Annotated in this window: 25 protein-coding genes; 10 read left to right on the top strand and 15 right to left on the bottom strand. The window is 67.6% G+C overall.

Annotated features, from left to right (window positions below; translation table 11 throughout):
• Nucleotides 1-39 precede the first annotated feature (39 nt).
• On the bottom strand, nt 40-402 hold the full coding sequence (locus RTY46_RS14270) for a hypothetical protein (protein ID WP_312709148.1): 363 nt from the start codon (nt 400-402) through the stop codon (nt 40-42).
• A gap of 3 nt (nt 403-405) precedes the next feature.
• The gene (gene aroE, locus RTY46_RS14275; protein WP_312709150.1) at nt 406-1251 is read right to left on the bottom strand and encodes a shikimate dehydrogenase; all 846 of its coding nucleotides are present in this window, start codon (nt 1249-1251) and stop codon (nt 406-408) included.
• A gap of 48 nt (nt 1252-1299) precedes the next feature.
• Here aroE and RTY46_RS14280 point away from each other — a divergent pair, with 48 nt between their 5' ends.
• Nucleotides 1300-2163 carry a hypothetical protein gene (locus tag RTY46_RS14280; protein WP_312709192.1) on the top strand — a complete coding sequence of 288 codons (864 nt, stop codon included), beginning with the start codon at nt 1300-1302 and terminating at the stop codon, nt 2161-2163.
• Nucleotides 2164-2293: 130 nt separating this feature from the next.
• Here RTY46_RS14280 and RTY46_RS14285 read toward each other — a convergent pair whose 3' ends face one another.
• The 4 genes from RTY46_RS14285 to RTY46_RS14300 form a co-directional block, all read right to left on the bottom strand.
• Complete coding sequence (locus RTY46_RS14285) at nt 2294-2563, bottom strand: SHOCT domain-containing protein (RefSeq protein WP_312709152.1); 270 nt, start codon at nt 2561-2563, stop codon at nt 2294-2296.
• 45 nt (nt 2564-2608) lie between these two features.
• Nucleotides 2609-3598 carry a porphobilinogen synthase gene (gene hemB, locus RTY46_RS14290; protein ID WP_108751261.1) on the bottom strand — a complete coding sequence of 330 codons (990 nt, stop codon included), beginning with the start codon at nt 3596-3598 and terminating at the stop codon, nt 2609-2611.
• 19 nt (nt 3599-3617) lie between these two features.
• Nucleotides 3618-4535, bottom strand: coding sequence for a bestrophin family ion channel (locus tag RTY46_RS14295; protein ID WP_108763188.1), 918 nt, complete (start codon nt 4533-4535; stop codon nt 3618-3620).
• A 123-nt stretch (nt 4536-4658) separates the two neighbouring features.
• Complete coding sequence (locus RTY46_RS14300; RefSeq protein ID WP_312709154.1) at nt 4659-4907, bottom strand: hypothetical protein; 249 nt, start codon at nt 4905-4907, stop codon at nt 4659-4661.
• Nucleotides 4908-5084: 177 nt separating this feature from the next.
• On the opposite strand from RTY46_RS14300, the gene RTY46_RS14305 reads away from it, so the two are divergent.
• The gene (locus tag RTY46_RS14305) at nt 5085-5543 is read left to right on the top strand and encodes a hypothetical protein (RefSeq protein WP_312709155.1); all 459 of its coding nucleotides are present in this window, start codon (nt 5085-5087) and stop codon (nt 5541-5543) included.
• Between the two features lie 169 nt (nt 5544-5712).
• On the opposite strand, the gene RTY46_RS14310 is transcribed toward RTY46_RS14305, so the two are convergent.
• The 5 genes from RTY46_RS14310 to RTY46_RS14330 all read right to left on the bottom strand — a co-directional run bounded on the left by RTY46_RS14310 (nt 5713) and on the right by RTY46_RS14330 (nt 12400).
• Nucleotides 5713-7512: a DUF885 domain-containing protein gene (locus tag RTY46_RS14310; protein ID WP_312709156.1), complete on the bottom strand. Its 1800-nt coding sequence runs from the start codon at nt 7510-7512 to the stop codon at nt 5713-5715.
• Between the two features lie 229 nt (nt 7513-7741).
• Nucleotides 7742-8623, bottom strand: coding sequence for a hypothetical protein (locus RTY46_RS14315; protein WP_312709160.1), 882 nt, complete (start codon nt 8621-8623; stop codon nt 7742-7744).
• Nucleotides 8624-8810: 187 nt separating this feature from the next.
• The gene (locus RTY46_RS14320) at nt 8811-9326 is read right to left on the bottom strand and encodes a cytochrome c oxidase assembly factor Coa1 family protein (RefSeq protein ID WP_312709161.1); all 516 of its coding nucleotides are present in this window, start codon (nt 9324-9326) and stop codon (nt 8811-8813) included.
• A 24-nt stretch (nt 9327-9350) separates the two neighbouring features.
• A complete protein-coding gene (locus tag RTY46_RS14325) occupies nt 9351-11576 on the bottom strand; it encodes a S9 family peptidase (protein WP_312709162.1) in 2226 nt (741 codons plus the stop codon).
• A 134-nt stretch (nt 11577-11710) separates the two neighbouring features.
• A complete protein-coding gene (locus RTY46_RS14330) occupies nt 11711-12400 on the bottom strand; it encodes a glutathione binding-like protein (protein ID WP_312709164.1) in 690 nt (229 codons plus the stop codon).
• Between the two features lie 110 nt (nt 12401-12510).
• Here RTY46_RS14330 and RTY46_RS14335 point away from each other — a divergent pair, with 110 nt between their 5' ends.
• Complete coding sequence (locus RTY46_RS14335) at nt 12511-13155, top strand: TIGR00645 family protein (RefSeq protein ID WP_312709165.1); 645 nt, start codon at nt 12511-12513, stop codon at nt 13153-13155.
• Nucleotides 13156-13355: 200 nt separating this feature from the next.
• Nucleotides 13356-14372, top strand: a complete 1017-nt coding sequence (locus tag RTY46_RS14340) for a TonB family protein (RefSeq protein ID WP_312709167.1) — start codon at nt 13356-13358, stop codon at nt 14370-14372.
• A gap of 199 nt (nt 14373-14571) precedes the next feature.
• Here RTY46_RS14340 and RTY46_RS14345 read toward each other — a convergent pair whose 3' ends face one another.
• From RTY46_RS14345 to RTY46_RS14355, 3 genes are read right to left on the bottom strand one after another with little or no spacing between them, the layout of a single operon-like run.
• A complete protein-coding gene (locus RTY46_RS14345; RefSeq protein ID WP_312709168.1) occupies nt 14572-15756 on the bottom strand; it encodes an ABC transporter permease in 1185 nt (394 codons plus the stop codon).
• Entirely contained in the window at nt 15753-16499 is a 747-nt protein-coding gene (locus RTY46_RS14350; RefSeq protein ID WP_312709169.1) for an ATP-binding cassette domain-containing protein, read from the bottom strand. Before RTY46_RS14350 ends, RTY46_RS14345 begins: the two co-directional genes overlap by 4 nt.
• The gene (locus RTY46_RS14355; protein WP_312709170.1) at nt 16496-18022 is read right to left on the bottom strand and encodes an alpha/beta fold hydrolase; all 1527 of its coding nucleotides are present in this window, start codon (nt 18020-18022) and stop codon (nt 16496-16498) included. Before RTY46_RS14355 ends, RTY46_RS14350 begins: the two co-directional genes overlap by 4 nt.
• Before the next feature lie 413 nt (nt 18023-18435).
• Here RTY46_RS14355 and RTY46_RS14360 point away from each other — a divergent pair, with 413 nt between their 5' ends.
• Together RTY46_RS14360 and RTY46_RS14365 are read left to right on the top strand one after the other, a co-directional pair.
• The gene (locus RTY46_RS14360) at nt 18436-19593 is read left to right on the top strand and encodes a lytic polysaccharide monooxygenase (protein ID WP_312709172.1); all 1158 of its coding nucleotides are present in this window, start codon (nt 18436-18438) and stop codon (nt 19591-19593) included.
• Nucleotides 19594-19688: 95 nt separating this feature from the next.
• Nucleotides 19689-19973, top strand: coding sequence for a DUF1883 domain-containing protein (locus tag RTY46_RS14365; RefSeq protein WP_312709174.1), 285 nt, complete (start codon nt 19689-19691; stop codon nt 19971-19973).
• A gap of 5 nt (nt 19974-19978) precedes the next feature.
• On the opposite strand, the gene RTY46_RS14370 is transcribed toward RTY46_RS14365, so the two are convergent.
• Nucleotides 19979-20728, bottom strand: a complete 750-nt coding sequence (locus RTY46_RS14370) for a ferredoxin--NADP reductase (protein ID WP_312709176.1) — start codon at nt 20726-20728, stop codon at nt 19979-19981.
• Nucleotides 20729-20812: 84 nt separating this feature from the next.
• On the opposite strand from RTY46_RS14370, the gene RTY46_RS14375 reads away from it, so the two are divergent.
• From RTY46_RS14375 to RTY46_RS14390, 4 genes are all read left to right on the top strand, one after another.
• Nucleotides 20813-21781 (top strand): ABC transporter ATP-binding protein, encoded by a 969-nt coding sequence (locus tag RTY46_RS14375; protein ID WP_312709178.1) that lies wholly within the window; start codon nt 20813-20815, stop codon nt 21779-21781.
• Nucleotides 21778-22569, top strand: coding sequence for an ABC transporter permease (locus RTY46_RS14380; protein ID WP_312709180.1), 792 nt, complete (start codon nt 21778-21780; stop codon nt 22567-22569). Before RTY46_RS14375 ends, RTY46_RS14380 begins: the two co-directional genes overlap by 4 nt.
• Before the next feature lie 194 nt (nt 22570-22763).
• Nucleotides 22764-23702, top strand: coding sequence for a 2-dehydropantoate 2-reductase (gene panE / locus RTY46_RS14385; RefSeq protein ID WP_312709182.1), 939 nt, complete (start codon nt 22764-22766; stop codon nt 23700-23702).
• Complete coding sequence (locus RTY46_RS14390; RefSeq protein WP_312709184.1) at nt 23699-24613, top strand: NAD-dependent epimerase/dehydratase family protein; 915 nt, start codon at nt 23699-23701, stop codon at nt 24611-24613. Before panE ends, RTY46_RS14390 begins: the two co-directional genes overlap by 4 nt.
• The last annotated feature ends 153 nt before the right edge of the window (nt 24614-24766 follow it).

The raw sequence follows: 24766 nt of genomic DNA on the forward strand, positions 1-24766 counted from the left end.
CTTGACAGGGACCGCTGCGCTCGCCGGGCATGGCCGGCGCTACCGATCAGGGCGGCTTGACGCCGGGCGTGCGCGCAGCAGGCGCACCAGCGCCCAGACCACCAGCACGATGCCGATCGCCTTGACCATCGCCAGGATGAAATGCAGGACGCCCAGGATTGCGCTCATCCGCGAAACAGCACTGAAGTCGCCACTGCTGACCATCCACATCGGCAGCAGTCCGGCAGCCATTCCCCCCAGACTGGCCAGCAGCAGCAGCAGCAGGCCAGTCAGTGCCCCGGTACGGGTAGCGTCACGTGGCGAGCCCACGACCCAGACCAGACCGACGCACAGCGCGATCAGTACGGGCAACCGCACGCCCACCAAGCTCAGTACGGTCACCAGCAGCGTTGTTCCGTCCATGGATCAGTCCTGCCCGGCGAAGGCACCGGCACCGGCGCGCAGCTGCTGGTAGACCTCGTCGGTCTGCGGGCGCACGCCATGCCACTGCAGGAAACTTTCGGCGGCCTGCTCGACCAGCATGCCCAGGCCATCGACGGTGTTGCGGCAGTTGGCCGAACGCGCCCAGGCCAGGAAGGCGATGGCGGCCTCGCCGTAGTTCAGGTCCACGGCGGTGGTCATCGAGTTGACCAGCGACAGCGGCAGCTTGAACTCCACATCGCGGTCGCGGCCGGCCGAGGTGGCGTTGAGGATCAGCTCGAAATCGCCCAGTTCGCGCAGGTCTTCCCAGTAGCGGCTGATGGCGCGGCCGGGTTCACCCATCGCATCGATCAGTTCGTCGGCACGTTCCGGCGTGCGGTTCACCACCACCAGTTCGGTGATGCCGGCATCCAGCAGTGCCGGTGCCACGCTGCGCGCCGAACCCCCGGCGCCGATCAGCAGCACGCGGCGGCCGCGCAGGTCCAGGCTGTGGCGGTCGGTCAGATCGCGCACCAGGCCGATGCCATCGGTGGTGTCGCCGTGCCAGCGGTCGCCCTTGCGCAGCAGCGTGTTGACCGAGCCGGCGCGGCGCGCCCGTGCGGTCAGGGTGGTGCATACGGAAAACGCCGCCTCTTTGTGCGGCGAGGTGACATTGGCGCCCACGCCGCCTTCGGCAGCGAAGGCTTCCAGCCCGGCCAGGAAAGCATCCGGGGCCAGGTCGATGGCGCGGTAGTCCACGCTGATGCCTTCCTGGCGACCGAACGTCGCGTGGATCTGCGGCGACTTCGAGTGGGCGACGGGGTGTCCGAAGACGGCGTAACGGTCGGTCATGGAATCCTCAAGCTGGCTAGACTGATGCTCTTTCGTGCACGGACCTGGATGATGCGCATCACCCCGACCCTGCTGGTGCTCGCCGCCAGTCTACTCTCTGCCCCCGTGGCGATGGCGTTGAACGAGTACGGCATTGAAGGCATGGGGGTGGTATCGACCCGGGCCGATGAAGGGCGCGCGACGATCAGTGCCGATGGCCAGCGCATCGTGTTCGCCCGCCGCGGCAAAGCGGGCTGGGGGCTGTGGCAGGCACGGGTGGTGGACGGGCGCTGGCAGCAGGCGCAGGCGCTGCCGGTGGCGGTGCCCGGCGAGGTGGTCGATCCGTACTTCAGCCGCGATGGGCGCTGGCTGCTGTTTGCCGCCGGCCGCGAGGACGCGCTGGCGCTATACCGCGCGCCGCTGGCGGCCGATGGCAGCCTGGGCCCTGCGCAGGCGCTGGCCGGCACCGGCAAGAGCCGCCCCGAGCGTGGCCCGGCGCTGAGCGCCGATGGCCGCCGGCTGCTGTTCGCGCGCCAGCAGGGCCGTGGCGCGGGCTGGGATCTGTTCGTGGCACCGCTGGATGCGCAGGGCGCGCGTGGCGCGGCGGTGGCACTGGATGCGCTCAACAGCGCCGACGACGAGACCGATGGTGACTGGCTGGGCCAGGACGGCGCGGTGGTGTTCAGCCGGGTTGGCGCCGAGGCGGCGCAGGTGATGACCAGCGGCTGCGCGTGGACCGGCGCAGCGCTGCAGCCCTTGGGGCTGTCGTTCAACCAGCACGGCGGCTGGACCGCTGCGCCAGTGATCGACAACGCCAAGCCCGGCGAGATGCTGGTGGCCAGCAGCGCAGCGCGTGCGCCGCGCGCCGGTGGCGTGGATGTGTACCGGTTGGCGGTGCCGAAGGTCGCGGCCGTAGTCGGGTGCGTAAAGTAGATCCACGCCATGCGTGGATGAACCACAGGGCGGGCCAACCCCCACGGTAGGTGCCAACCTTGGTTGGCACACTCGCGATGGGGTCAGAGCCCTTTCCTGCGGAACGGGATCCGACCCCGGGTCATGCCGCTCAGCGCGCCAAAACCTTGGCCCGCTGCTGTTCGTACTCGGCCTCGCTGATCTGGCCGGTGTCCTTGCGCTGGTTCAACGCAGCCAGCTCAGCCTCCACCGCATCCGGCAGCGCCTGGGCTCGGGCCACATGGCGCGCGGCGGACGGCTGTTCCGGCGCGCGCCGGGCGGCACGGCGGGCGGCCAGGAACACGAACACGATGATGGCGCCGAAGATCGTGGTGCCCACGATCCAGATCAACCACTGCATCCATCCCAGTTCCGGTGCCATCGCCTGTGTCTCCCTAGTTCGTGAACGCGTTCGTGGGCGCTATTGTCAGCGCTCGCGCAGCCAGCGCGCTACCTGCGGGGCGAAATAGGTCAGCACGCCATCGGCGCCGGCACGCTTGAAGCCCAGCAGCGATTCCAGCACGCAGGCGCGTTCGTCCAGCCAGCCATTGGCGAAGGCGGCCTTCATCATCGCGTACTCGCCGCTGACCTGGTAGGCAAAGGTCGGCACGCCGAACTTCTCCTTCACCCGGCGCACCAGGTCCAGGTAGGGCATGCCCGGCTTGACCATGACCATGTCGGCGCCTTCTTCCAGGTCCAGCGCGATCTCGCGCAGCGCCTCGTCACCGTTGGCCGGGTCCATCTGGTAGGTCTTCTTGTCGGCCTTGCCAAGGTTGCCGGCGCTGCCCACTGCATCGCGGAACGGGCCGTAGAACGCCGAGGCGTACTTGGCCGAGTAGGCCATGATGCGCACGTTGACGTGGTGATCAGCATCGAGCGCACGGCGGATGGCGCCGATGCGGCCGTCCATCATGTCCGACGGCGAGATGATGTCGGCACCGGCTTCGGCGTGCGACAGCGACTGCTTCACCAGCGCTTCCACGGTGATGTCGTTGAGCACGTAGCCCTTGTCGTCGATGATCCCGTCCTGGCCGTGGGTGGTGTACGGGTCCAGCGCCACGTCGGTCATCACCCCCAGTTCCGGGAAGCGGGTCTTCAGCGCGCGGATCGCCCGCTGGGCCAGGCCGTCCTCGGCCCAGGCCGCCGACGCGTCCAGCGTCTTCTGCGAGGCATCGATGACCGGGAACAGGTCGATGACCGGAATGCCCAGCTCCAGCGCTTCTTCGGCCACCTTCAGCAGCTCTTCGATCGACAGACGCTCCACGCCCGGCATCGACGGCACGGCCACGCGACCGGCCGGCTCGTGCACGAACACGGGGTAGATCAGGTCGTCGGTGGTCAGCGTGTTCTCGCGCATCAGGCGGCGCGAGAATTCGTCATGGCGCATGCGCCGCGGGCGGTAATGGGGATGAGGCATGGCAGGCTCCGAGGAGTGGCTATTGCAACAGGTAGCCCTGCGGCAGCAGGGGTTCGGGCAGGGGACGTTCACCCAGCGCGTCGAGCTGGTCGATTTCGATGGTACGCACCAGCGCGTCCAGCGGCAGGTCGTTCGGCTCCAGGCCGAACGGGTCTTCCATCTCTTCCCCCAACTGGTCCAGGCCGAAGAACGCATAGGCCAGCACCGCCGACAGCACCGGCGTGGCCCAGCCCAGCGAGCTGGCCAGGCCGAACGGCAGCAGCACGCAGAACATCCACGCGCAGCGGTGCAGCAGCAGGGTGTAGGCGAACGGCAACGGTGTGGTGAGAATGCGCTCGCAGCCGGCCTGGATGGACGACATGGCGTGCAGGCGCTCTTCCAGCTGCGTGTACAGGATCGAATCGAGGGTGCCGGCGCGCAGCGCCTGGGCCAGTTCGGCGGCGATCATGGCCAGCAGCGCATCGGGCACATTCTCACGTTGGGCCAGTTGGGCGCGCTGGTCATCGTCCAGCCAAGGCACCGCCGCCAGGGCGACCTCACGGCGGCGCAGGCGCGCGGCCAGGGCGGCGGCGAAGGCAATGGTGAGGTAGCTGACGCGCTGCCTGCGCGGCGCATCGTCGGCCAGCAGCAGGTGCAGCTGGCGCGCCAGCGAGCGCGATTCGTAGACCAGCTGGCCCCACAGCTTGCGGCCTTCCCACCAGCGGTCGTAGCAGGCGCTGTTGCGGAAGCTGAGGAAGATCGACAACACCAGGCCCAGCAGGGTGAACGGTGCGGCCGAGACGCGCTCGATGCCGGGCGGTTGCGCCAGTTCCACCACCGCCGCAACGGCAATGGCCAGTACCAGAATGGCCAGCACCTTGGGCGCCACCGCCGGAACAATGGAACCGCGCAGGATGTACAGCAATTGCCAGCCGTGGGGCCGGGGTCGAATGATCATCGGGGCTACCGCGGCGGACGCGGTCCTGCAGGCACGCGGGGGGCTCGCGCAGCCGCCCATTCTACGCCCCTGCCCGCGCCGCGACCGTGCACCTGCGACGCCCGGTCGCACCCGCCGGGGTGTTCAGATCACCCCGCCGCCCAGGCCCAGGCGGAAGATGCCCACCACCACCACGATGCCGTTCAGCACCAGGCCGGCCCAGGCGCGGCCGCGCTTGCTGGGGTGGGTGAACAGGATGCCGATGGCGGCGATGATCGCGCCGACGGCCGCAAAGGGAATCAGGAACCAGTTGCCCCACCCCAGGAAGGGAATGAGCGCCAGGATCATCCACAGCAGCGCCACCACACCCCACAACAGACTGATAAGGCCCATGCCACGCTCCGTGCTTGGTTGCCGCCACCATAGCGGTCCCCGGCGCGGTCGCCTACCGGCGTTGGCGACAGCATCACCGGCGCTGTGGCAGCCTGCGCCCAGGGCCAGCGTGCCGGTGTTGGCGCCGATTCAGAGTGCGGGTCCGATGATCCGAGGCAATCCACAGGGGTATACGCCATGAACATCCGTTGGGTCGCATTGGCGGCCATGCTGCTGGCCGCTGCCGGGTGCGCCAGCACCTCCAAAGTCATGCTGGGCCGGGCGCGGGCACCGATCGACCCGGCACTGGTGCAGATCTATTCCACCCCGCCGGCTGGTTCGCAGGAAATCGCCCAGCTGGAATCGTCGTCGGCAGTGGGCTTCGGTACCCAGGGCCAGACCGACGCGGCCGTGGCGCGGCTGAAGCGCGAAGCCGCTGCGCTGGGCGCCAACGGGGTGATCCTGATGGGCGTGGGCAGCAGCGGCTCGCCAGTGGGCATGTCGGTGGGTGCCGGCAGCTACGGCTCGCACGTGGGCGGCGGCGTGGGCATCGGCATTCCCACCACGCAGAAGCGCGCGGCGGGTGTTGCGATCTGGGTGCCCAACCCCGAACCGCCGGCACGCCTGCCGACGCAGACCATTACCCCGCAGCGCTGATGCGGCGGTAGCGCCGGGCCATGCCCGGCGGCTTTGCTCCTGCGCTCGCCGGGCACGGCCCGGCGCTACCGGTCGGGTGGCTGGTAGATCCACGCCATGCGTGGATGGGCTTTCCCGATAACCGCCGGGTCAGAGCCCTTTCCTGCGGAAAGGGATCCGACCCCGAGGTTCAGCGCTTGTACTTCGGCACGAACTGCTGCTGCACTGCTTCGGCCAGCTGGTCCGGCGGCAGCAGGCCCTGGTCGAGCAGGAAGTTGTTGAACGCCAGGCGGTCGAACTTCGCGCCCAGCGCCAGTTCGGTCTGCATGCGCAGTTCCAGGATGCGGGTGTAGCCGTAGAAGTAGCTTCCCGCCTGTCCCGGCATGCGCACGGTATAGCGGTCCAGTTCCTGGGTGGCCATCGCCTTGGACAGGCCCACCTGATCGATCAGCACGCGCTCGCCGGTGGCACGGTCGGTCAGGCCCAGGTTGAGCATCGGGTCGAGCATCGCGCGCGCCGCGCGCAGCAGGCGGAACTGCAGGGCGATCATCTGCCCGTCCAGCGGCTCGTACGGCACCATCTCGGCTTCGGCATACAGCGCCCAGCCTTCCACGTTCACCGAATTGAACGCGAACATGGTGCGTGCCAGCGACACACCACGCTCGACCATGGCGGTGAACTGCAGCTCGTGGCCGGGGCGGCCTTCATGCGCGCTCAGGGTCCATGCGGCCGAACCGAAGTTGAAATCGTCGTACTGCGCGCCCTCGCCCGCGGCCGGGTTGCCCAGCGGCAGCACGAAGGTGCCCTGCTGCCCGGTGTTGTTGACCAGCGGTGCCGGCAGGAAGTGCGGGGCCGGGCTGGCCGCGCTTTCCGCCGCCGAGCCCAGGCGCATCTGCATGGCGCGCTTGGGCACATCGACAATGCCGTGTTCGCGGATGAGCGGATCGATCGCATCGATCACCTTGCGGTAGTGGCCTTCCAACTGGTCATTGGCGATCTTGTTGGCCTTCAGCGCGCGGATCACCGCCACCGGGTCGCTCGGGTCGGCCACCTTCAGGCCCTTTTCCTTGGCCACCAGCGGGGCCAGCTGCTGCATCGCCGAGCGGGTTTCCATGAATTCCAGCTGGGCGCGCTGCATCAGCAGCTTCGGGTCGATATCAATGCCCACCTGCTTGAGCTGGTAGGCATACAGCGGTGCCGGCAGGCGCGCGTCGGTGCGGGCCTTGGGCAGCACTTCCTTGCGGGTCCATTCGGCGTAGTCCTTCATCTGCCCGGCCAGCGCCTGCATGGCTTCATCGGCGCCGGCAATCTGGTACTTCTTCAGCAGCGACTCGATGCCGGTGATGTAGGTCTCGACGTTGTCCAGCGACTGCTGCACTTCGATCTTCGTCGGCTGCAGCAGCGTGCTGTCCTTCAGCCGCTCTTCGTAGCGCTGGCGGGCCAGGGTGGTGAACGCGGTGCTGCCCGGCTGCAGGCCGGCATAGGCCTTCAGGCGATCCAGCGCCTTGCTGCGGCGCTCGGCCGGCACCTGGTCGGACAGCAGCAGGTTCAGACCACTGAACACCGTCTGCGGCGCATCGCGCCACGGCAGCAGGTACTTGTCGTTCAGTTCGCTGCCTTCGATGTTCTGGTTGGCGGCGGCGATCATGATCTCCAGGTCCTGGCGGACGTTGGGGTCTTTCTCGCTGGCCAGCTTGGCCTTCAGCTCGTCGCGGGCCTTGGCCATGGCGGCGCGGTAGCGCTGGCCGTTGTCCGGGCCCAGGTCGGCCACCTTGTCGTCGTAGCCGGGCACGCCGAAGAAACCGGTCTCTTCCGGCTGGAACGGCCCCTGCGCGTCCAGCAGGATCTGCGCCAGCGCGTTGCTGCGGGCGACCCAGGCCGGGCTGGCCGGCGTGGCGGCCTTGGCAGCCGGCGCGGCCAGGGCCGGCGGGGCGGACAGCAGCGGGGCGGCAGTCAGGGCCAGGGCAACGGCGAGCGCGATCGGCTTCATGGGACACTCCGGGAAAGGGTTGTCCGCAACTTACGCGCTCAGGGCGATGGCGACAATCGGCTGGAGGTCATGGCGTCCCCATCGAGGACACCGGGATCATCCGATGGCGGATCCGGATGGAAGCTGGCTACGATGCCCTTCGTTTCGCGCAGGACTCTTGCGTTGTCGTGAAGATCAATGGATCCCGTTGGCACGCCCTCATGCTGGATGAGCGGGGATGACCAGATGTTCACCCGCGGGCATGTCCGGTCGCTGCACTCCAACGCCATGACGGTACGCCAGCCAGGCGCATCGTCCGCGTTGAATTGGTAGCCATGACCAAATGCGAATCTCGGAGGATTGCCGGATCCACCCCATCTACCAAGGCGCCGGCCGCAAACCCATACGCCACCCGAATAACATCGCGACCTTCACCGTTTCCTCCGGCGGCAATTCCTGGGGGAAGGTCTGGAGCGGGCCGGTCTGCTCGCCGGTCCCTCACATCATCACGCTCGTCCCGTAGAGCACGGCGCACGTCACGCTTTACCAGTTGATCGCCGTCCAGCGCGTAACGCCAGAACCCCTGGCTAAACCTCGCATGTGTTCCTGAAGCATCCGACCAGATTCGCACGTACCGGGGCGGCCCAGACTTCCCTTCGGCATCCAGCGTAACGCTCTTCACCCTGCCCACCCACTGCATGCCTGGGATAGAGCGCACCTCCCGTTGAGCACCTTCGTCACCCGCAGGCCGGTAGATCACATTCTTGACGCTCTCAAACAGGGGTTCGGAAGGATCGCGGACGAGGTGAAGAACCCTGTCATGGAGATCGACGGTGATCTCATCGGCAGCCAGGGCAACCTCATTCACACGAACCCGGCGCACCCAGTCCACATCATCGCCTGTTCTGCGAAGCTGCTGCTCTGCTCCTGCCGATGGCCCGTCCGAGACTGCTTCCACGAAGGGTTCAGCAGCCATGCCGGGTGTGACCGAATGCAGCGCAAGCACTACCAGCGCTACCACGCTCCTGATTGCATACGTTCCCATTGCACCCTCTTTCCAAGATGAAATGAGTCGTTGCAGCCAGATCTGCGCTGCAACTGCTCGATCATTGGAGGAAACCTGCGCCAGCAATCCGGGATGTCGTTTGCACTATCAATCCAAGCTATCGAAGCAGTGAAGATTGAAGGCTGCACCAATAAAAGAGCGTCGGAATTGGTCGCTCCCGCACCAGACATACCGAGCGGACCCAAGGCCCGACCGGCAAGAGTAAATTCAGCTGTTGCGGATCACGACAGCCTCGGCCCCGCCGGTCATGCAGTCACAACGCCAGGCCTTCCCTGCACCCACCCCGCGCACGACATTCCTGCAGCGCGCATTCGCCCGCGGCTTCTGCATCATCCAGCGCGGTCAGGTCGAAGGTCTGCTTGTCCTCGCCCAGCACGTACATGACCGGGTAATCCCATGCGTCATCACGACGGCTGCCCTGCACGAACAGGCGTCCGCGCGCGTCCGGTCCCTGCAGGCCCACGATCAGGCCAACATTGCGCTGGCCGTCCATCGCGGTCTGCATGCTGCCCACCGGCATCGTGTCGGCCTGCAGCGGTTCGCCGAATGCCTGCACCAGTTCAATGCTGCACCCGGCGCGGCGCATGGCCTCGCGCATGGGTGCGCTGTCGCGCGCGGCCTCGCTCCAGCGCAGCAGGCTCCACGCGATGGCGCCGCCCAGGCTGGCCAGCAGCAGCACCACGGCCAGCGGCATGGCCCAGCGCCAGTGGCGCCGCCACCAGCCGGTGGCAGGGGCGGCATGTGCGGGAACGGGCGGTGGCAGCGGCATCGGCGGGCTCCTTCCCAGTCGCGATCAGGGCTTCAGGCAGCGCTCCAGGAAGGCCTCGGCCACGCGGTAGCGGTGCAGCGCATCGGCGCCGGACAGGCCATGCTTGGCGCCCGGGTAGGTCATCAGTTCGAACGGCTGGCCACGCTTCTGCAGCGCGCTCATCAGGCTGGTGGAATTGGTGAACAGCACGTTGTCGTCGGCCATGCCGTGGATCAGCAGCAGCGGCGAGCGCAGGCCATCGATGTGGGTCAGCACGCGCGCTTCGCGATACCCGGCGTCGTTGCGCTTGGGCAGGTCCATGTAGCGTTCGGTGTAGTGGCTGTCGTACAGGCCCCAGTCGGTGACCGGTGCGCCGGCCACGCCGCAGGCATAGCTGTCCGATGCCTTGGCCAGCAGCATCAGGGTCATGTAGCCGCCATTGGACCAGCCCTGCACGCCGATGCGCGCCGGGTCGACCCACGGCTGCTGCTTCAGCCAGGCCACGCCGCGCAGCTGGTCGGCCACTTCCACCGTGCCCTGCTTGCCGTACAGCGCGCCGCCGAAATCACGGCCGCGGCGCGGGGTGCCGCGGTTGTCCAGCGAGAACACCACGTAGCCCTGCTGGGCGAGGTACTGGTTGAACAGGTGGTCGCCACGGCCGGGCCAGCTGTCGGTGACGGTCTGGCTGGCCGGGCCACCATACACGTACACCGCCACCGGGTAGCGCTTGGACGGGTCGAAGCCGGCCGGCTTGATGATGCTGTAGTTCAGCGCGGTCCTGCCGTCGGCGGCGGTGAGCGTGCCGAACTCGATCGGGCGCTGCGCGTCGCGGTAGCGCGCGTAGGGGTGCTTGGGGTCGGCCAGATCATTCTGCAGCAGCGTGGCGATCTTCTCGCCGTTGGCGCGGTACAGCTCGATCTGCGGCGGGGTGGTGCTGTTGGACCAGGTGTCCACGTACACGCTGGCGTTGCGGGCGAAGCTGGCGCTGTGCATGCCCGGGGCCTGCGACAGACGCTGCGGCTGGCCACCCTGCAGCGACACGGCGTAGATCTGGCTCTCGCGTGCCGAATCGATGCCGGCGCGGAAATAGACCTTGCCCGCCGCTTCGTCCACGGCCAGCAGTTCGTCCACCGGCCAGTTGCCCTGGGTCAGTGCGGTGGTCCTGCCGTCGTTGGCAATGCGGTACAGGTGCTGGAAACCGCTGCGTTCGGACGACCACAGCAGGCTGCCGTCCTGCAGGAAACGCAGGCTGTTGTGCAGCGGCACCCAGGTCGGGCTGGTTTCATGGGCCAGCGTGCGCGTGCCCTTGCCGGCCAGGTCAACTTCCACCAGGTCCAGCTGCTTCTGGTCGCGCGACTGGCGCTGGTAGGTCAGGCGCTGGCCATCGCGCCAATCCACGCGCGCCAGGTAGATGTCCTGTTCCTTGCCCAGATCGATCCAGCGCGGCGCGGCATCGGCGGCCGGCGCGATCACGCCCAGCTTCACCGTCACGTTGGCATCGCCGGCAGCCGGGTAACGCTGCTCGATCACATCGGTGCGGTCGGCGTAGACCTCGTAGCGCTTCTGCACCGGCACCGGGCTTTCATCGATGCGGGCGAAGGCGATGGCCGAATCGTCCGGCGCCCACCAGTAGCCGGTATGGCGGTCCATTTCCTCGTCGGCCACGAATTCGGCCACGCCATTGCCGATGGTCGCGCTGCCGTCGTGGGTGAGCTGCACGGCCTTGCCGCTGGCCAGCTCGATCACCCACAGGTTGCGGCCGCGGATGAAGCTGACGAAACCGCCCTTCGGCGACAGCTTGGCGTCGGTGGCGAAGCCTTCGCCGTGGGTGAGCTGGCGCACGGCCGCGGCGCCCTGCTGCTTCAGGTCGTACAGATAAAGTTCGCCGCCCAGCGGGAACAGCAGGCGCTGCGCGTCCGGCGCCCACTGGTAATCGACGATGCCGGTCATGGCGGCGATGCGCTGCCGCTCGCGGCGCGCCTTTTCTTCATCGCTCAGGGTTTCGGTGCCGGGCAGCACCACCTTCGAATCCACCAGCAGGCGGGTCTGGCCGCTGCCGATGTCGTAGCTCCACAGATCCAGCTGGTTGCGGTCGGTGTCCTTGCCGCGCAGGAAGGTGACGCGCGACCCGTCCGGGGCCACCTTGGGCTTCATCAGCGTGGGACCGGACAGCGGCAGCGGGCCGGTGATGGCTTCCAGGGTGAGCTTTTCGGCGTGGGCAACAGTGCTGGTGGCAATCATGAGGGCAAGCGAGGCGAACAGGTGGCGCATGGGACATCCCGGGCAACGTCAGCGTCCATCCTAACCAAGCCGGTGCGCGAAGGCAGCATGACCTTCTGCCCATGGCCAGCGGGGGTCAGAGCCCTTTGCGATGCAAAGGGATCTGACCCCGGCATCGCCAAGCGTCAGCGCTGGCCGAACAGCTGCTTGCGCTCTTCGTCGCTCAGCGGCTTGCCGGCGTTGGGGTTCACCTGCTTGCTCAGCGCATAGGCGCGCTGGGTGGCCGGGCGTGCGGCGATGGCTTCGTGCCAGCGCTTCAGGTTCGGGAAGGCGGCGAAATCGACCGGAATCTTGTCGTAGGCGCCGATCCACGGGTAGCTCGCCATGTCGGCGATGGTGTATTCATCACCCGCCAGGAAGGCGTTATCGGCAAGGCGCTTGTCCATCACCCCGTGCAGGCGGCGCACTTCGTTGTCATAGCGCTCGACGGCATAGGGGATCTTTTCCGGCGCGTAGACACTGAAGTGGCCCATCTGGCCGCTCATCGGGCCCAGCCCGGCCATCTGCCAGAACAGCCATTCAAGGGTCGCGATGCGCCCGCGCGGGTCGGTGGGCAGGAACTGGCCGGTCTTCTCGGCCAGGTACAGCAGGATCGCGCCGGATTCGAACACGCTCTGCGCGGCGCCGCCGTCGGCCGGGGCATGGTCGACGATGGCCGGCATCTTGTTGTTGGGCGAAATGGCCAGGAAATCGGGCTTGAACTGGTCGCCGGCGCCGATGTTGACCGGGTGAACGCGGTAGTCCAGTCCAGTTTCTTCCAGCAGCAGGGTCACTTTATGGCCGTTCGGGGTGGGCCAGTAATACAGGTCGATCATGGCGTCGGCTCGGCGTCGTTCAGGAAAGTGCCAGTCTAGTGCGTTGGTTGGCTTGGCACCGTCATGGTGGGCCGGTAACCTCGCCGCTTCCCCGCAACGCACTGTCCTGCATGAGCCCCCAACGCCCCCTGTCCCCGCTGTCCTCGCTGATCTTCGCCTCGCGCTGGCTGCAGCTGCCCCTGTACCTGGGCCTGATCCTGGCGCAGTGCGTCTACGTGTTCCTGTTCGGCAAGGAACTGTGGCACCTGATCTCGCATTCGGTGTCGATGGGCGAGCAGCAGATCATGCTGATCGTGCTGGGCCTGATCGACGTGGTGATGATTTCCAACCTGCTGGTGATGGTGATCGTGGGTGGCTATGAAACCTTCGTGTCGCGCCTGCGCCTGGAAGGCCACCCGGACCAGCCGGAATGGCTGAGCCACGTCAACGCCAGCGTGCTGAAGGTGAAGCTGGCGATGGCGATCATCGGCATCTCCTCCATCCACCTGCTGAAGACCTTCATCGCCACCAGCGCACTGGGCGGCCTGCCGCTGTGCAAGCCGGAACAGTGGGCGGCGGCAGCCTCGTCGGCATCGACAAGCTTCTACGGTGCCGGTGCCGACACCTGCACGACCATGACCCAGGATGGCGTGCTGTGGCAGACCATCATCCACTGCGTGTTCATCCTGTCGGCCATCGGCATTGCCTGGACCGACAAGCTGATGTCCAACGGCCACGACAAGGCCGACAGCCACGGCAAGGGCGGCGCGCACTGAGCCTGCCTGGCCGGCGGCAAGCCCGCGTTGCTGCCGGCCACCGCCACCGGCCCTTGTACGCGATGGCGGCCGGGATGCTAGATTGCACCCTCGCCGCAGTCGGCGCTGGCGTCGGGAAACGCCAGCGACCACGCCCGGATCCCGATCCCGGCGCTGCAGCCAAACGCACTACGTAACCTCGTCTTCTAAAGGGGAGCAGGATGTCGCACGTCTCTACGATCGCTGCCGCGCGCCGGTGGATGCCGGTTGCCCTGGCGATGGCCCTGGCGGCCTGCTCGGGCAAGGAAGAAACCCCCGCTGCGGCTGCACCCGGCGCCGCCGCGCCCGCCACCGCAGCCCCGGCCGATGCCGCCGCACCGGCGGTGGCGGCCAAGGTGCAGTCGATGGGCACCGAACAGCTGCGCGAGTCCGCCAGCCAGGCCCTGCGCGAAAACCGCATGTACGCGCCGGCCGGTGACAACGCCATCGAGTATTACCTGGCGCTGCGTGACAAGACGCCGGACGACGCCTCGGTGAAGAGCGCGCTGACCGACCTGCTGCCGTACACGTTGATCGCCGCCGAACAGCACCTGGGCCGCGAGGACTTCAGCGAAGCCCAGCGCCTGGTGGCGCTGATCGAGAAGGTGGACCCGTCTGCCCCCGCCCTGCCGCGCCTGAAGGAAGGCATGACCAAGGGCGTGCAGGTGGCCGCCAAGCGCACCGAAGACGAGACCGCCAAGGTCAAGAAGGACGCCGAGGACCGCGCCAAGCAGCTGGTGGAACAGCAGCGCCTGGCCGACCAGCGGGTGAAGGAAGCCGAGGCGGCCAAGCAGATTGCCGCCCAGCAGGATGCCGCCCGCCGTGACAGCGAGCGCCAGGATGCCGAACGCCAGGCTGCCGCACGCCGCGAGGCCGAGCAGAAGCAGCAGCAGGCTGCCGCCCAGGCGGCCACCGCCGCGCGCCAGGCCGCCGCCACCGCGGCACCGAGCCTGCGCCCGGTCAGCACGCCGGCCCCGCGTTATCCGTCCGAAGCCCTGCGCTCGGGCACCTCCGGCGAAGTGCTGGTGGAGATTACCGTGGGCACCGACGGTTCGGTCACCAACGCACGTGTGCTGCGCGCCACGCCGTCGCGCGTGTTCGACCGCGAGGCACTGAACGCGGTGAAGCGCTGGCGCTTCGAGCCGGTGGGTGCACCGGTCACGACCCGCCGCACGCTGGTGTTCGCACCGGGCGGTTGACCAGCGCCACAGCAGCGCCGGGCCAAACCCGGTGAGACACCATCACAAGGCCCGGAGCACTCCGGGCCTTGTTTGTTGCAGGGCAGGAACGGCTGGATGACAGCCCTGCCCCACCCTGACATGAGGCCCGGCATGACCGGGCCTCGCTGCACATCCGCCGGGCATGGCCCGGCGCTACCGTTTGCCCATCCCCCTTTTCTCAGCCGGAAACGGCGAGGCGCTCGTTGTGGTAACGACGCACGGCGGCGAACCACAGCACCGCTGCCAGGCCCAGGCTGGCAGCCAGGTAGATGCCCCACACCGACGGCGAAATGACCTCGTGGCGGATCACCTTCAACAGCATCTGGTTCTGCGACAGGAACGGCACCGCGTACTGCCACATCTCGCTTTTCACCGGGTAGGCCATCAACGCGTAGCCCGGCAACATGGGCAGCAGCACCAGCCAGGTCATGTGGCTCTGCGCTTCCTTCATGCTCTTGGCTGCCGCCGACAGATAGGTCAGCAGTGAGGTGCCGATCAACAGCATGGGCAGCATGACCAGCAGCATCTGCAGCATGGACACGATGTTCATGTTCAACTGCCTGCCGACGTTGCCGGGCGCGATCTGTGCGCTCAGCTTGAATGCCACCAGGGTCAGCAACAGCGAAGCAAAGCCCACCACGCAGGCCGCGGCGATCTTGCCGCTGACAATCGCGCTGCGCGAACCGGGCGTGGCCAGCAGCGGCTCCAGCGACTGCCGCTCGCGTTCACCCGCCGTGGAATCCATCACCAGGTAGGCGCCACCGATGAACGAGGTAAGCGTGAGCAGCACCGGCAGCAGCATCGACAGCATCATGCCGCGCTTGGCTTCGGCGCTGGCCATGTCCTGCTGGGCAACGTCCAGCGGACGGGCGACCTGCGCGTCCACGCCACGGGCCATCAGGCGCAGCGCACCCACCTGGCCGTTGTAGGTGGCCAGCGCCGCCTGCAGCCGCGCACTGGGTACTTCGGCCGCACGCCGGGTGCTGTCACGGATCACCTCCACCAGCGCGGGCTTGCCCTCGGCCCAGTCCTTGCCGAATTCCGGGCTGATGCGCAGCGCGACATCGATGTCCTGCGAACGGATGGCTTCGGCCAGGTCTGCCGGTGCGGTGGTGGCGTTCAGGCCTTGTGCGGCCAGGAAGCGCACCAGGTTGGGCGCGTGTTCGGCGCCGATGGTGGGAATCTGCAGTGGCTGTTCAATCTGCGTGCGCACCCGGCTTTCCGACAGCTTGCCCATGCCCAGGATCAGCAGCGGGTACAGCAGCGGCCCGAACAGCAGGGTCAGCGCCAGCGTGCGGCGGTCACGCGACAGGTCGCGCAGTTCCTTGCGCATCACCGTCATCAGGGTCGACATCATGCTCATGCGTGCAGGCCCTCTTCGCTGCCGATCAGTTTCACGAACGCATCTTCCAGATTGGTTTCGCCCGCCTGTGCACGCAGTTCATCGCTGCTGCCGGCGGCCATCACGGTGCCCTTGGCGATGATGACGATGTGGTCACACAGCGCGCCCACCTCCTGCATGATGTGGCTGGACAGGATGACGCAGCGCCCTTCTTCGCGCAGGCCCAGCAGGAACCGACGCAGTGCGCGGGTGGTCATCACGTCCAGGCCGTTGGTGGGTTCGTCCAGGATGACGTTGCGCGGGTCGTGCACCAGCGCGCGCGCGATGGCGGTCTTGGTGCGCTGGCCCTGCGAGAAGCCATCGGTCTGCCGGTCCAGGATGTCGCCCATGTCCAGCGCATGCGACAGCACCTCGGTGCGCTCGCGGATCTGCTGCGCTGAGAGGCCGTGCAGTTCGCCGAAGTAGGCGATGTTCTCGCGCGCGGTCAGCCGCTTGTAGACGCCGCGGGCATCGGGCAGCACGCCCAGGTGGCGGCGCACTTGTACCGGGTCGCGCGCCGCATCGATGCCATCGACGGTGATGCGGCCCTGGTCGGGGGTCATCAGCGTGTACAGCATGCGCATGGTGGTGGTCTTGCCGGCGCCGTTGGGGCCCAGCAGACCGGTGATGCGGCCATCAGCAGCGGTGAAGCCGACGTTGGCCACGGCCTGGATGCGGCCGGTGCGGGTGTCGAAACCCTTGTGCAGGTTCTCGGCGACGATCATGGGGCCCATCCGTTGAACGAGGTGAATGCCGGCACGTAGCTCAGCGTGTCCAGGCAGCTGGCATCGAGCGCCTTGGCGTCGGTGGTGTCGATGAACTGGCCGAGCAGGCGCGGCATGCAGCCGGCGCTGAGCGTGCCGTGGCCCTGGCCGCGGGCGACCAGGGCGCGACCGTTGGCCAGGCCCTTGACCACCTGGTCGGCGTAACGCGGTGGAGTCACCGGGTCCAGTTCGCCGGACAGCAGCAGCACCGGCAGGTCGCCCTTCAGCGCGGCCGTGGTGGCGGCCGGCGCCGGCTGGTGCGGCCACACCGGGCATGCAGCGAAGAAGGCGCGTGCGGCCTCGGCACCGAACAGGGCGTCATCACTTTCCGGCGGCGCCTGGAAGCGCGGCGCGTCTTCGCTGCAGATCACCGACCACTGCATGCCACGGTTGATCTGGAAATCCATGCTGCGGGTGGCACCGCGTACCAGCGAGGCCAGCGGCGCGTAACGGCCCTGCGCCGCTTCATCCAGCACCAGCGGCAGCAGCGAGGAATATTCGGGCACGTAGGAGAAGGCGAACGCCAGGCCGACCACGCTGTCCGGCGACAGCACGTCCTGGCGCGGCGCATTGGTGCCGGGGTCGCGGTAATCCACGGTGACCGGCGCACGGCGCAGGGTGTCGGCCACGCTGCGCAGCTGTTCGCGGGTATCCACCGGGAAGCGCTTGCTGCAGGCGGCATCCTTGCGGCACTGCGCCGACTGCAGGGTGATGGCGTTGTCGAAGGTCTTGGCGAACTCGCCGCCGACCACCAGGTCGTTGGGCACCACGCCGTCAATGACGATGCTGCGGGTGTGCTGCGGGTAGGCCATGGCATAGCGCTGGGCCACGCGCGTGCCATACGAGCCGCCCACCAGGTTCAGCTTTTCCGCGCCCAGCGCCTGGCGCACGGCGTCCAGGTCGGCGATGGCCTCGGTGGTGGTGTAGAAGCGCGGGTCGGCACGGCCCTTCAGCGAGGCCAGGCACTGCGTGGCGAAGTCACGCATCACCGCTTCGGTGGGCGCAGCGTCTTCGTCCAGCTGCAGTTCCTTGCCATCGGCACCCAGGCAGCTGAGCGGGTTGGAACCGCCGGTGCCGCGCTGGTCGATCAGGAAGATGTCGCGCTGCTTGCGCACCTGGCGCAGGGCGGTGTCGACAATGACAGCCACCTCGCTGGCGGCCTGTCCCGGGCCACCGGCCAGGAAGAACACCGGATCCGGTTCACCGACACCGCTGTTGCCCGCTTCCAGCAGGGCGATGCGCAGGTCGATGCTGCGCCCGGCCGGGTTGGCGCGGTTCTCGGGCACCTTGAAGGTGGCGCACTGCGCTTCCACGTTGGCGCTGGTGCCCACGGTGGACAGCGTGCAGGGACGAAAATCAATCTGTCCATAACGGCGGCTGGGACTGTCGCCGCCATCGGCGGTGCCGGCGGAAGGCGGCGCGCTGCAGCCGGCGGCAAGCAGGCTGGCCAGTACCCCGGCCAGTACAAGTAGGTGCTTTTGCATCGTGCGTGTTTCCCCTGGAGGACGTTCCTGTCGACCACGACGGGCGGTCGCGGCGGATGTGACCAACTGCAGGGGAACAACTTACACGGGCACGGTGCTGGCGGCGATGGGCAATTGCGCTGGACCCTTCCGGCAGTGGACAGCCGGCGGTCATGACGTTCGGCCTTTGCCCCGTACAGCGCAGCATCGGCTTCAACGGGCGCCCGGGCCAGACCGGTGATCCGCGCGTACTGGCGACGCCGTGGATGCAGGCGTGGTCGCACCCGGGCCCGCAGCGCAGGGACGTTGTGGCAAAGCTCGCATGGAAACGGTTAACGCGTTCGCATTCCTGCACTTCTAGGAATTCTTGTATGGTCGATACGGCGCCCGGTTCCGAGACTACCCGCTCATTCACACGTCAAAGGACGCCCCACATGCAGCCGCGCCTCCTGCTCGCCGTCACCGCGACGCTGTCCGCAGGGATCTTCCTGCCCGGCAGCGCGCAGGCACACGGCACGCTGTCCAAGCCGATGAGCCGCATCTACGCCTGCTACCAGGGCAACCCGGAAAACCCGACCAACCCGGCCTGCGCCGCCGCCAAGGCCGTGGGCGGTGCGCAGCCGTTCTACGACTGGGCCGGCATCAACCAGGCCAACGCCAATGGCAACCATCAGGCGGTCGTGCCCGATGGCCAGCTGTGCAGCGGCGGCAACAGCAAGTACCGGGGCCTGGACCTGGACCGCAGCGACTGGACGACATCACCGATCCGGGCCGATGCCAATGGCCGCTATACCTTCGAATTCCTGGCGCCGGCGCCGCACGCCACCCGCGAGTGGAAGTTCTATGTCACCCGCGATGGCTGGAAGGCCAGCGACGGCCTGCACTGGTCAGACCTGGAAGCGTTCTGCACCCTGGGCAACGTGCCGCTGTCGGAAGGTGGCGTGTACAAGCTGGACTGCCCGCTGCCCAAGCGCAGTGGCCAACACGTGATCTACAACACCTGGCAGCGCTCGGATTCGCAGGAAGCGTTCTACACCTGTGCCGACGTGCGGTTCGAGGGCGGTGACGTGGCCCCGCCGCCGCAGTGGCAGGATGCCGGTGCGGTGACCGCACGCGGCGCGCTGGAGGTGGGCACCACGGTCTCGCTGCGCGTGTTCAACGCGGCCGGCAACGATGTTGAGCGCGTGGACGTGGTGCTGGCCAGTGGCCAGATCGCGCCTGAGCAGTGGCCGCTGGTACTGGCGCGCAAGGTCAATGCAAGTGCCGCACAGGCGCGCGTGGGCATCCTGCGCGATGGCGTGATCACGCCCGTGGCCTCGGCGACCGAGAACCGCGTGTACCTGGGCCCGGGGCATCGCTTCCAGCTGGATACCAGGGTGCCTGATCCGGTGAACCCGCCTGGCGGCGACTACGACTACGTGTATCCGGCGGGCATCGGCAGCTATGTGCCGGGGCAGACCGTGGTGAAGGGCAGCGACGGCAAGCTGTATGCCTGCCGCCCGTTCCCGGAAGGCGCGTGGTGCAACATCAACGCCGAACCGTACCGGCCCGGGGTTGGCTCGGCGTGGCGGGATGCCTGGATTCCGTACTGAACCTTGATTGAGCGCGCTGCCGCCGAGGGCAGCGCGAACGCGCCGGCCGTCGCCGCTGCGATGGCCGGCTGTCCAGACACGAAGGAACACACCACATGAATTTTCTGAAATGGGACCTTGGCAATCTGAGAGCAGGCGATGTCCTGCGGATCACGCTGACCAGGGCGGCCAACGTCCGTCTCATGACCCCAAGCAACTTTTCCAGTTTCCAGAGAGGGGGCCGCCACCACTACCATGGCGGCCTGGTGAAGACGTCCCCGTTCCACCTGACCATTCCATCGGGCGGCACCTGGCACCTGGTGGTGGACATGGCAGGCCTTGCCGGCACTACGGAGGCCTCGGTCGAGGTTGTGCCCCGGCCGCTGCCGCCGGCCATCTAGCCTGCCTACTTGCTGCTGACGTACTTCTCGCGGCGGATCTGCGGATTGCCGAGTCCCGCTTCTTTCAGCGCCTCGGCGCAGGCATCGACCATGTCCGGGTTGCCGCACAGGTAGGCGATGTCGGTGGCCGGGTCCAGCTGGATGCCGGCCAGGGCCTGCTGCACGTAGCCGTGGTGCACGTCCGGGTGCGGCTCGGCCGGCAGTTCGCGCGACAGGCACGGCACATAGCGGAAGTTCGGGTGCTTTTCGGCGAAGCTGTAGAAGTCATCGCTGTACAGCAGCTCGCCGGGGCTGCGCGCACCCTGCAGCAGCACCACCTCCACGCCGCGTTCGGCCATGGCCGTTGCCAGCAGCGGCAGCATCGACCGGTACGGGGTGACGCCGGTGCCAGTGGCGATCAGCACGTAACGGGCGTTGTGGTCGCCGGGCTGCAGGCAGAAGCGGCCATACGGGCCGGACGCGCTGACCTGGCCGCCGATGTCCAGCGCCTCGAACAGGGCCGTGGCGGCGCCGCCGGGCACGAAGCTGACGGCGATGTCGACCGCTTCGCCGGGGCCCAGGGCGTGGTCATGGAGGGTTGCCAGCGAGTAGCTGCGCTTGGTTTCGGTGCCGTCGGCGTAGGCGAAATGGACCTGGATGAACTGGCCGGGCTGGAAATCCAGCGGCTGGCCGTCATCACGCACGAACTGGTAGTGGCCGATGGTCGGCGCCAGCATGCGGCGGCCGACCAGCTTGATGGGGAATTGGACAGGCACGACTTTTCGGGACAGTGTGTAGCCGGGGCAAGCCCTCGGGGTCTTCTATAATAGACCCTCCCCGCCCCTCTCCTGCGCCAGCCCATGGGCGCGAAGGCTGCAAGCTTGGCTTCCCTGAACGAAACGGCGCCCGCCCTGCGCGTGCGCGACCTGCGCAAGACCTACGACAACGGCACCCAGGCCCTGAAAGGGGTCTCGCTGGAAGTCGCCCCCGGCGATTTCTTCGCCCTGCTTGGCCCCAATGGCGCCGGCAAGTCCACCCTGATCGGCATCATCAGCTCCCTGGTCAACCTGAGCCAGGGCAAGGTGGAGGTGTTCGGCAGCGACCTGGTGCAGAACCGCAGCGCCACCATGCGCCTGATCGGCCTGGTGCCGCAGGAAATCAATTTCAACCTGTTCGAGAAGCCCTTCGACATCCTGGTGAACTACGCCGGCTTCTACGGCGTGCCCCGCGAAGAAGCGGAGCAGCGCGCCGAAGAGGAGCTGAAGCGTGCGCACCTGTGGGAAAAGGCGCAGGTGATGAGCCGCACCCTGTCCGGTGGCATGAAGCGCCGGCTGATGATCGCCCGCGCGATGATGACCCGCCCGCGCCTGCTGATCCTGGATGAGCCCACCGCCGGCGTGGATATCGAGATCCGCCGTGACATGTGGCGGGTGCTGAAGGAGATCAATGCCGCCGGCACCACGATCATCCTGACCACCCACTACCTGGAAGAAGCCGAATACCTGTGCCGCAACCTGGCCATCATCAACCACGGCCAGATCGTGGAGCAGGGCCCGATGCGCGCCCTGCTGGCCAAACTTGATGTGGAAGGCTTCCTGCTGGACATCGACGGCGACCTGCCGGCGCAGCTTCCGGTGATCGAAGGCGCGACCCTGACCGCGCCCGATGCGCACACGCTGGACATCGACATGCCGCGCGCCATGGACCTCAACCGCGTGTTCGCCACGCTGAACGAGGCTGGCATCCGCGTACGTTCGATGCGCACCAAGAGCAACCGCCTGGAGGAGCTGTTCGTGCGCCTCACCGGCAACCTGGAGACGTCTGCATGAGCACCACCGAGCTGACCGACGGCCAGCGCAACCGCATCGCGCTGATGACCATCGTGCGCCGGGAAGTCGCGCGCATCCTGCGCATCTGGGGCCAGACCCTGGTGCCGCCTGCGATCACCATGACCCTGTACTTCCTCATCTTCGGCCGCCTGATCGGCTCGCGGGTGGGCGACATGGGCGACTACAGCTACATGGAGTTCATCGTGCCGGGCCTGGTGATGATGAGCGTGATCCAGAACAGCTACGGCAACATCAGCTCCTCGTTCTTCGGCGCCAAGTTCGGCCGCCACGTGGAAGAGCTGCTGGTCAGCCCGATGCCGAACTGGGTGATCCTGTGGGGCTACGTGGCCGGTGCAGTGCTGCGCGGCCTGATGGTCGGTGTGATCGTGCTGATCATCGCCATGTTCTTCACCCCGGTGCGCATCCCGCACCCGCTGGTGACGCTGAGCACCGTGGTGCTGGGCGCGACGATCTTCTCGCTGGCCGGTTTCATCAACGCGGTGTATGCCAAGAAGTTCGATGACGTGGCGATCGTGCCGACCTTCATCCTGACCCCGCTGACCTACCTGGGCGGCGTGTTCTATTCGGTGAAGCTGCTGCCGACCTGGGCCGAGGCGGCCACCCATGCCAACCCGATCTTCTACATGGTCAACGCGTTCCGCTACGGCCTGCTGGGCAGCAGCGACGTGCCGGTGTGGGTGGCCTACGCCCTGATGATCGGGTTCGTGGTGGTGCTGACCGCCCTTGCACTGTGGCTGCTGCGCCGCGGCGTAGGCATGCGCAGCTGAGGGTCGCCTGCAGGGCCTGCGGTCCTGCAAACCCACACCACCCCGCATTCGACAGTTGGCCGGGGCCAGTAGATCCACGCCATGCGTGGATGAGGCGGAAACCTGTAGAGCCGGGCAAATGCCCGGCTCTTTTTTGCCCATGATCTCCGGCACAATCACTGGACGACACTCCCCCAGAAAACGGTGAACGTGCAATGCGCATCCTGATTCTCGGCGCCGGTGGTACCGGCGGTTACTTCGGCGGCCGCCTCGCGCAGGCCGGCGTGGACGTAACCTTCCTGGTCCGCCCGACCCGCGCCAGCCAGCTGGACCGCGATGGCCTGGTCATCCGCAGCCCCGTAGGCGATGCCAGCTTCCCGGTGCAGCACGTCACTGCCGACGCCCTGCCCGCGCTTGCCGCGCAGCAGCCCTTCGACCTGGTCATCCTCAGCTGCAAGGCCTACGACCTGGACAGTTCGATCGATGCCATCGCCCCGGCTGTGGGCCCTGCGACCACCGTGCTGCCGATCCTCAATGGGCTGCACCACTACGGCGCGCTGGATGCACGCTTCGGCCGCGAGGCGGTACTGGGCGGGCTGTGCTTCATCAGTGCCACCAAGGCCGCCGACGGCGCGGTGCTGCACCTGGGCAGGCCGGCCAAGCTGACCTTCGGCGAACGTGACGGCGGCGCGCTGTCGCCGCGCGTGCAGGCCTTCGCTGCCGCCTGCGTGCAGGCGGGCGTGGACCACCTGGCCAGCGGCCAGATCGGCCAGGAGCAATGGATCAAATACACCTTCCTGACCGCACTGGCCGCCGCAACCTGCCTGCTGCGCGCGGACATCGGCACGATCGTGGCCACCGATGATGGCGAGGCGATCGTGCGCGGCCTGTACGACGAGTGCCTGGCCGTGGCCGAAGCGGCCGGCGAAGCGATTCCCGACGATGCGCAGGACGTTGCGCGCAGCACTCTGACCCAGGCTGGTTCGGCACTGAAAGCCTCGATGCTGCGCGATCTGGAGGCCGGCCAGCAGGTCGAGGCCGCGCAGATCGTCGGTGACATGCTGGCCCGTGCACGTGCTGCCGACCAGGAAGCGTTGCTGCTGCAGGTCGCCTACAGCAGCCTGCAGGCCTACCAGGCACAGCGCGCGCCGTGAACACGGCGCTGCCCGGGCCGGTGCTGATCCTGGGCCTGGGCTGGAGCGCGCGTGTGCTGGCCACCCGCCTGCAGGCGCAGGGGGTGCCGGTGGCGGGCACGGTGCGCGATCCCGCTGCCGCGCCGGATGATGGGGTACGGCGGTTCGCACTGCGTGCCGACGCAATCCCGTCGCCAGACCTGCTGGAGGCCGTTGCGCAGGCGCAGGCCGTGCTCTGCAGCGTACCGCCCGATGCGGAAGGCGATCCGGCGCTGCGCCTGCTGCAGCCAGCGCTGCTGGCCAGCCCGGCGCTGCGCTGGGTGGGCTATCTGTCGTCCACCTCGGTGTATGCCGACCGCGGCGGTGGCTGGGTGGATGCGCACAGCGTGGCCGACAGCACCGAGGCCACCGGTGTGCAGCGTCTGCGCGCGGAGGCGCAATGGCAGGCGGTGGCAAAGGAGCGCGGCATCGATTCGGCGGTGTTCCGGCTGCCGGGCCTGTATGGTCCTGGACGCAATGCGCTGCTGCAGCTGGCGCAGGGGCGTGCCCGCCATGTGGTGCGCCCGGGGTTGGTGTTCAACCGCCTGCATGTGGAAGATCTGGCCGCGGTGGTCATCGCGGCGATGCAGCGGCCCACGCGGGATGGCCTGTACTTGCCTGCCGATGACGAACCGGCGCCACCCCAGGATGTGCTGGCATTTGCTGCGCAGCTGGGTGGATTCACGCTGCCACCGGCAGTGGCCTGGGATGACCCGGCGGTGAGCGCGACGCTGCGGCGCTTCTACGCCAGCAACAAGCGCATCGACAGCCACGGTACGCGCGCGGCGCTGGGGTGGGCGCCGATGTTTGAGACGTACCGGGAGGGGCTGGAGGATCTGGCCGCTGCGCTCGCCGGGCATGGCCCGGCGCTACCTGATGCCGGCGTTGATTGATCCGGGCGTTCGTGGATTGCCCGCATGACCGGGCGATGACGGATGACGGATGGCCGGATGACGGATGGCCGGATGGCCGGATGGCCGGCATCGTAGAGTCGAGCTTGCTCGACTGCTTCTGCCAACAGCAGTCGAGCAAGCTCGACTCTACGA

Source organism: Stenotrophomonas sp., from assembly GCF_032056425.1.
In the GTDB taxonomy this organism is placed as follows: Bacteria; Pseudomonadota; Gammaproteobacteria; order Xanthomonadales; family Xanthomonadaceae; genus Stenotrophomonas.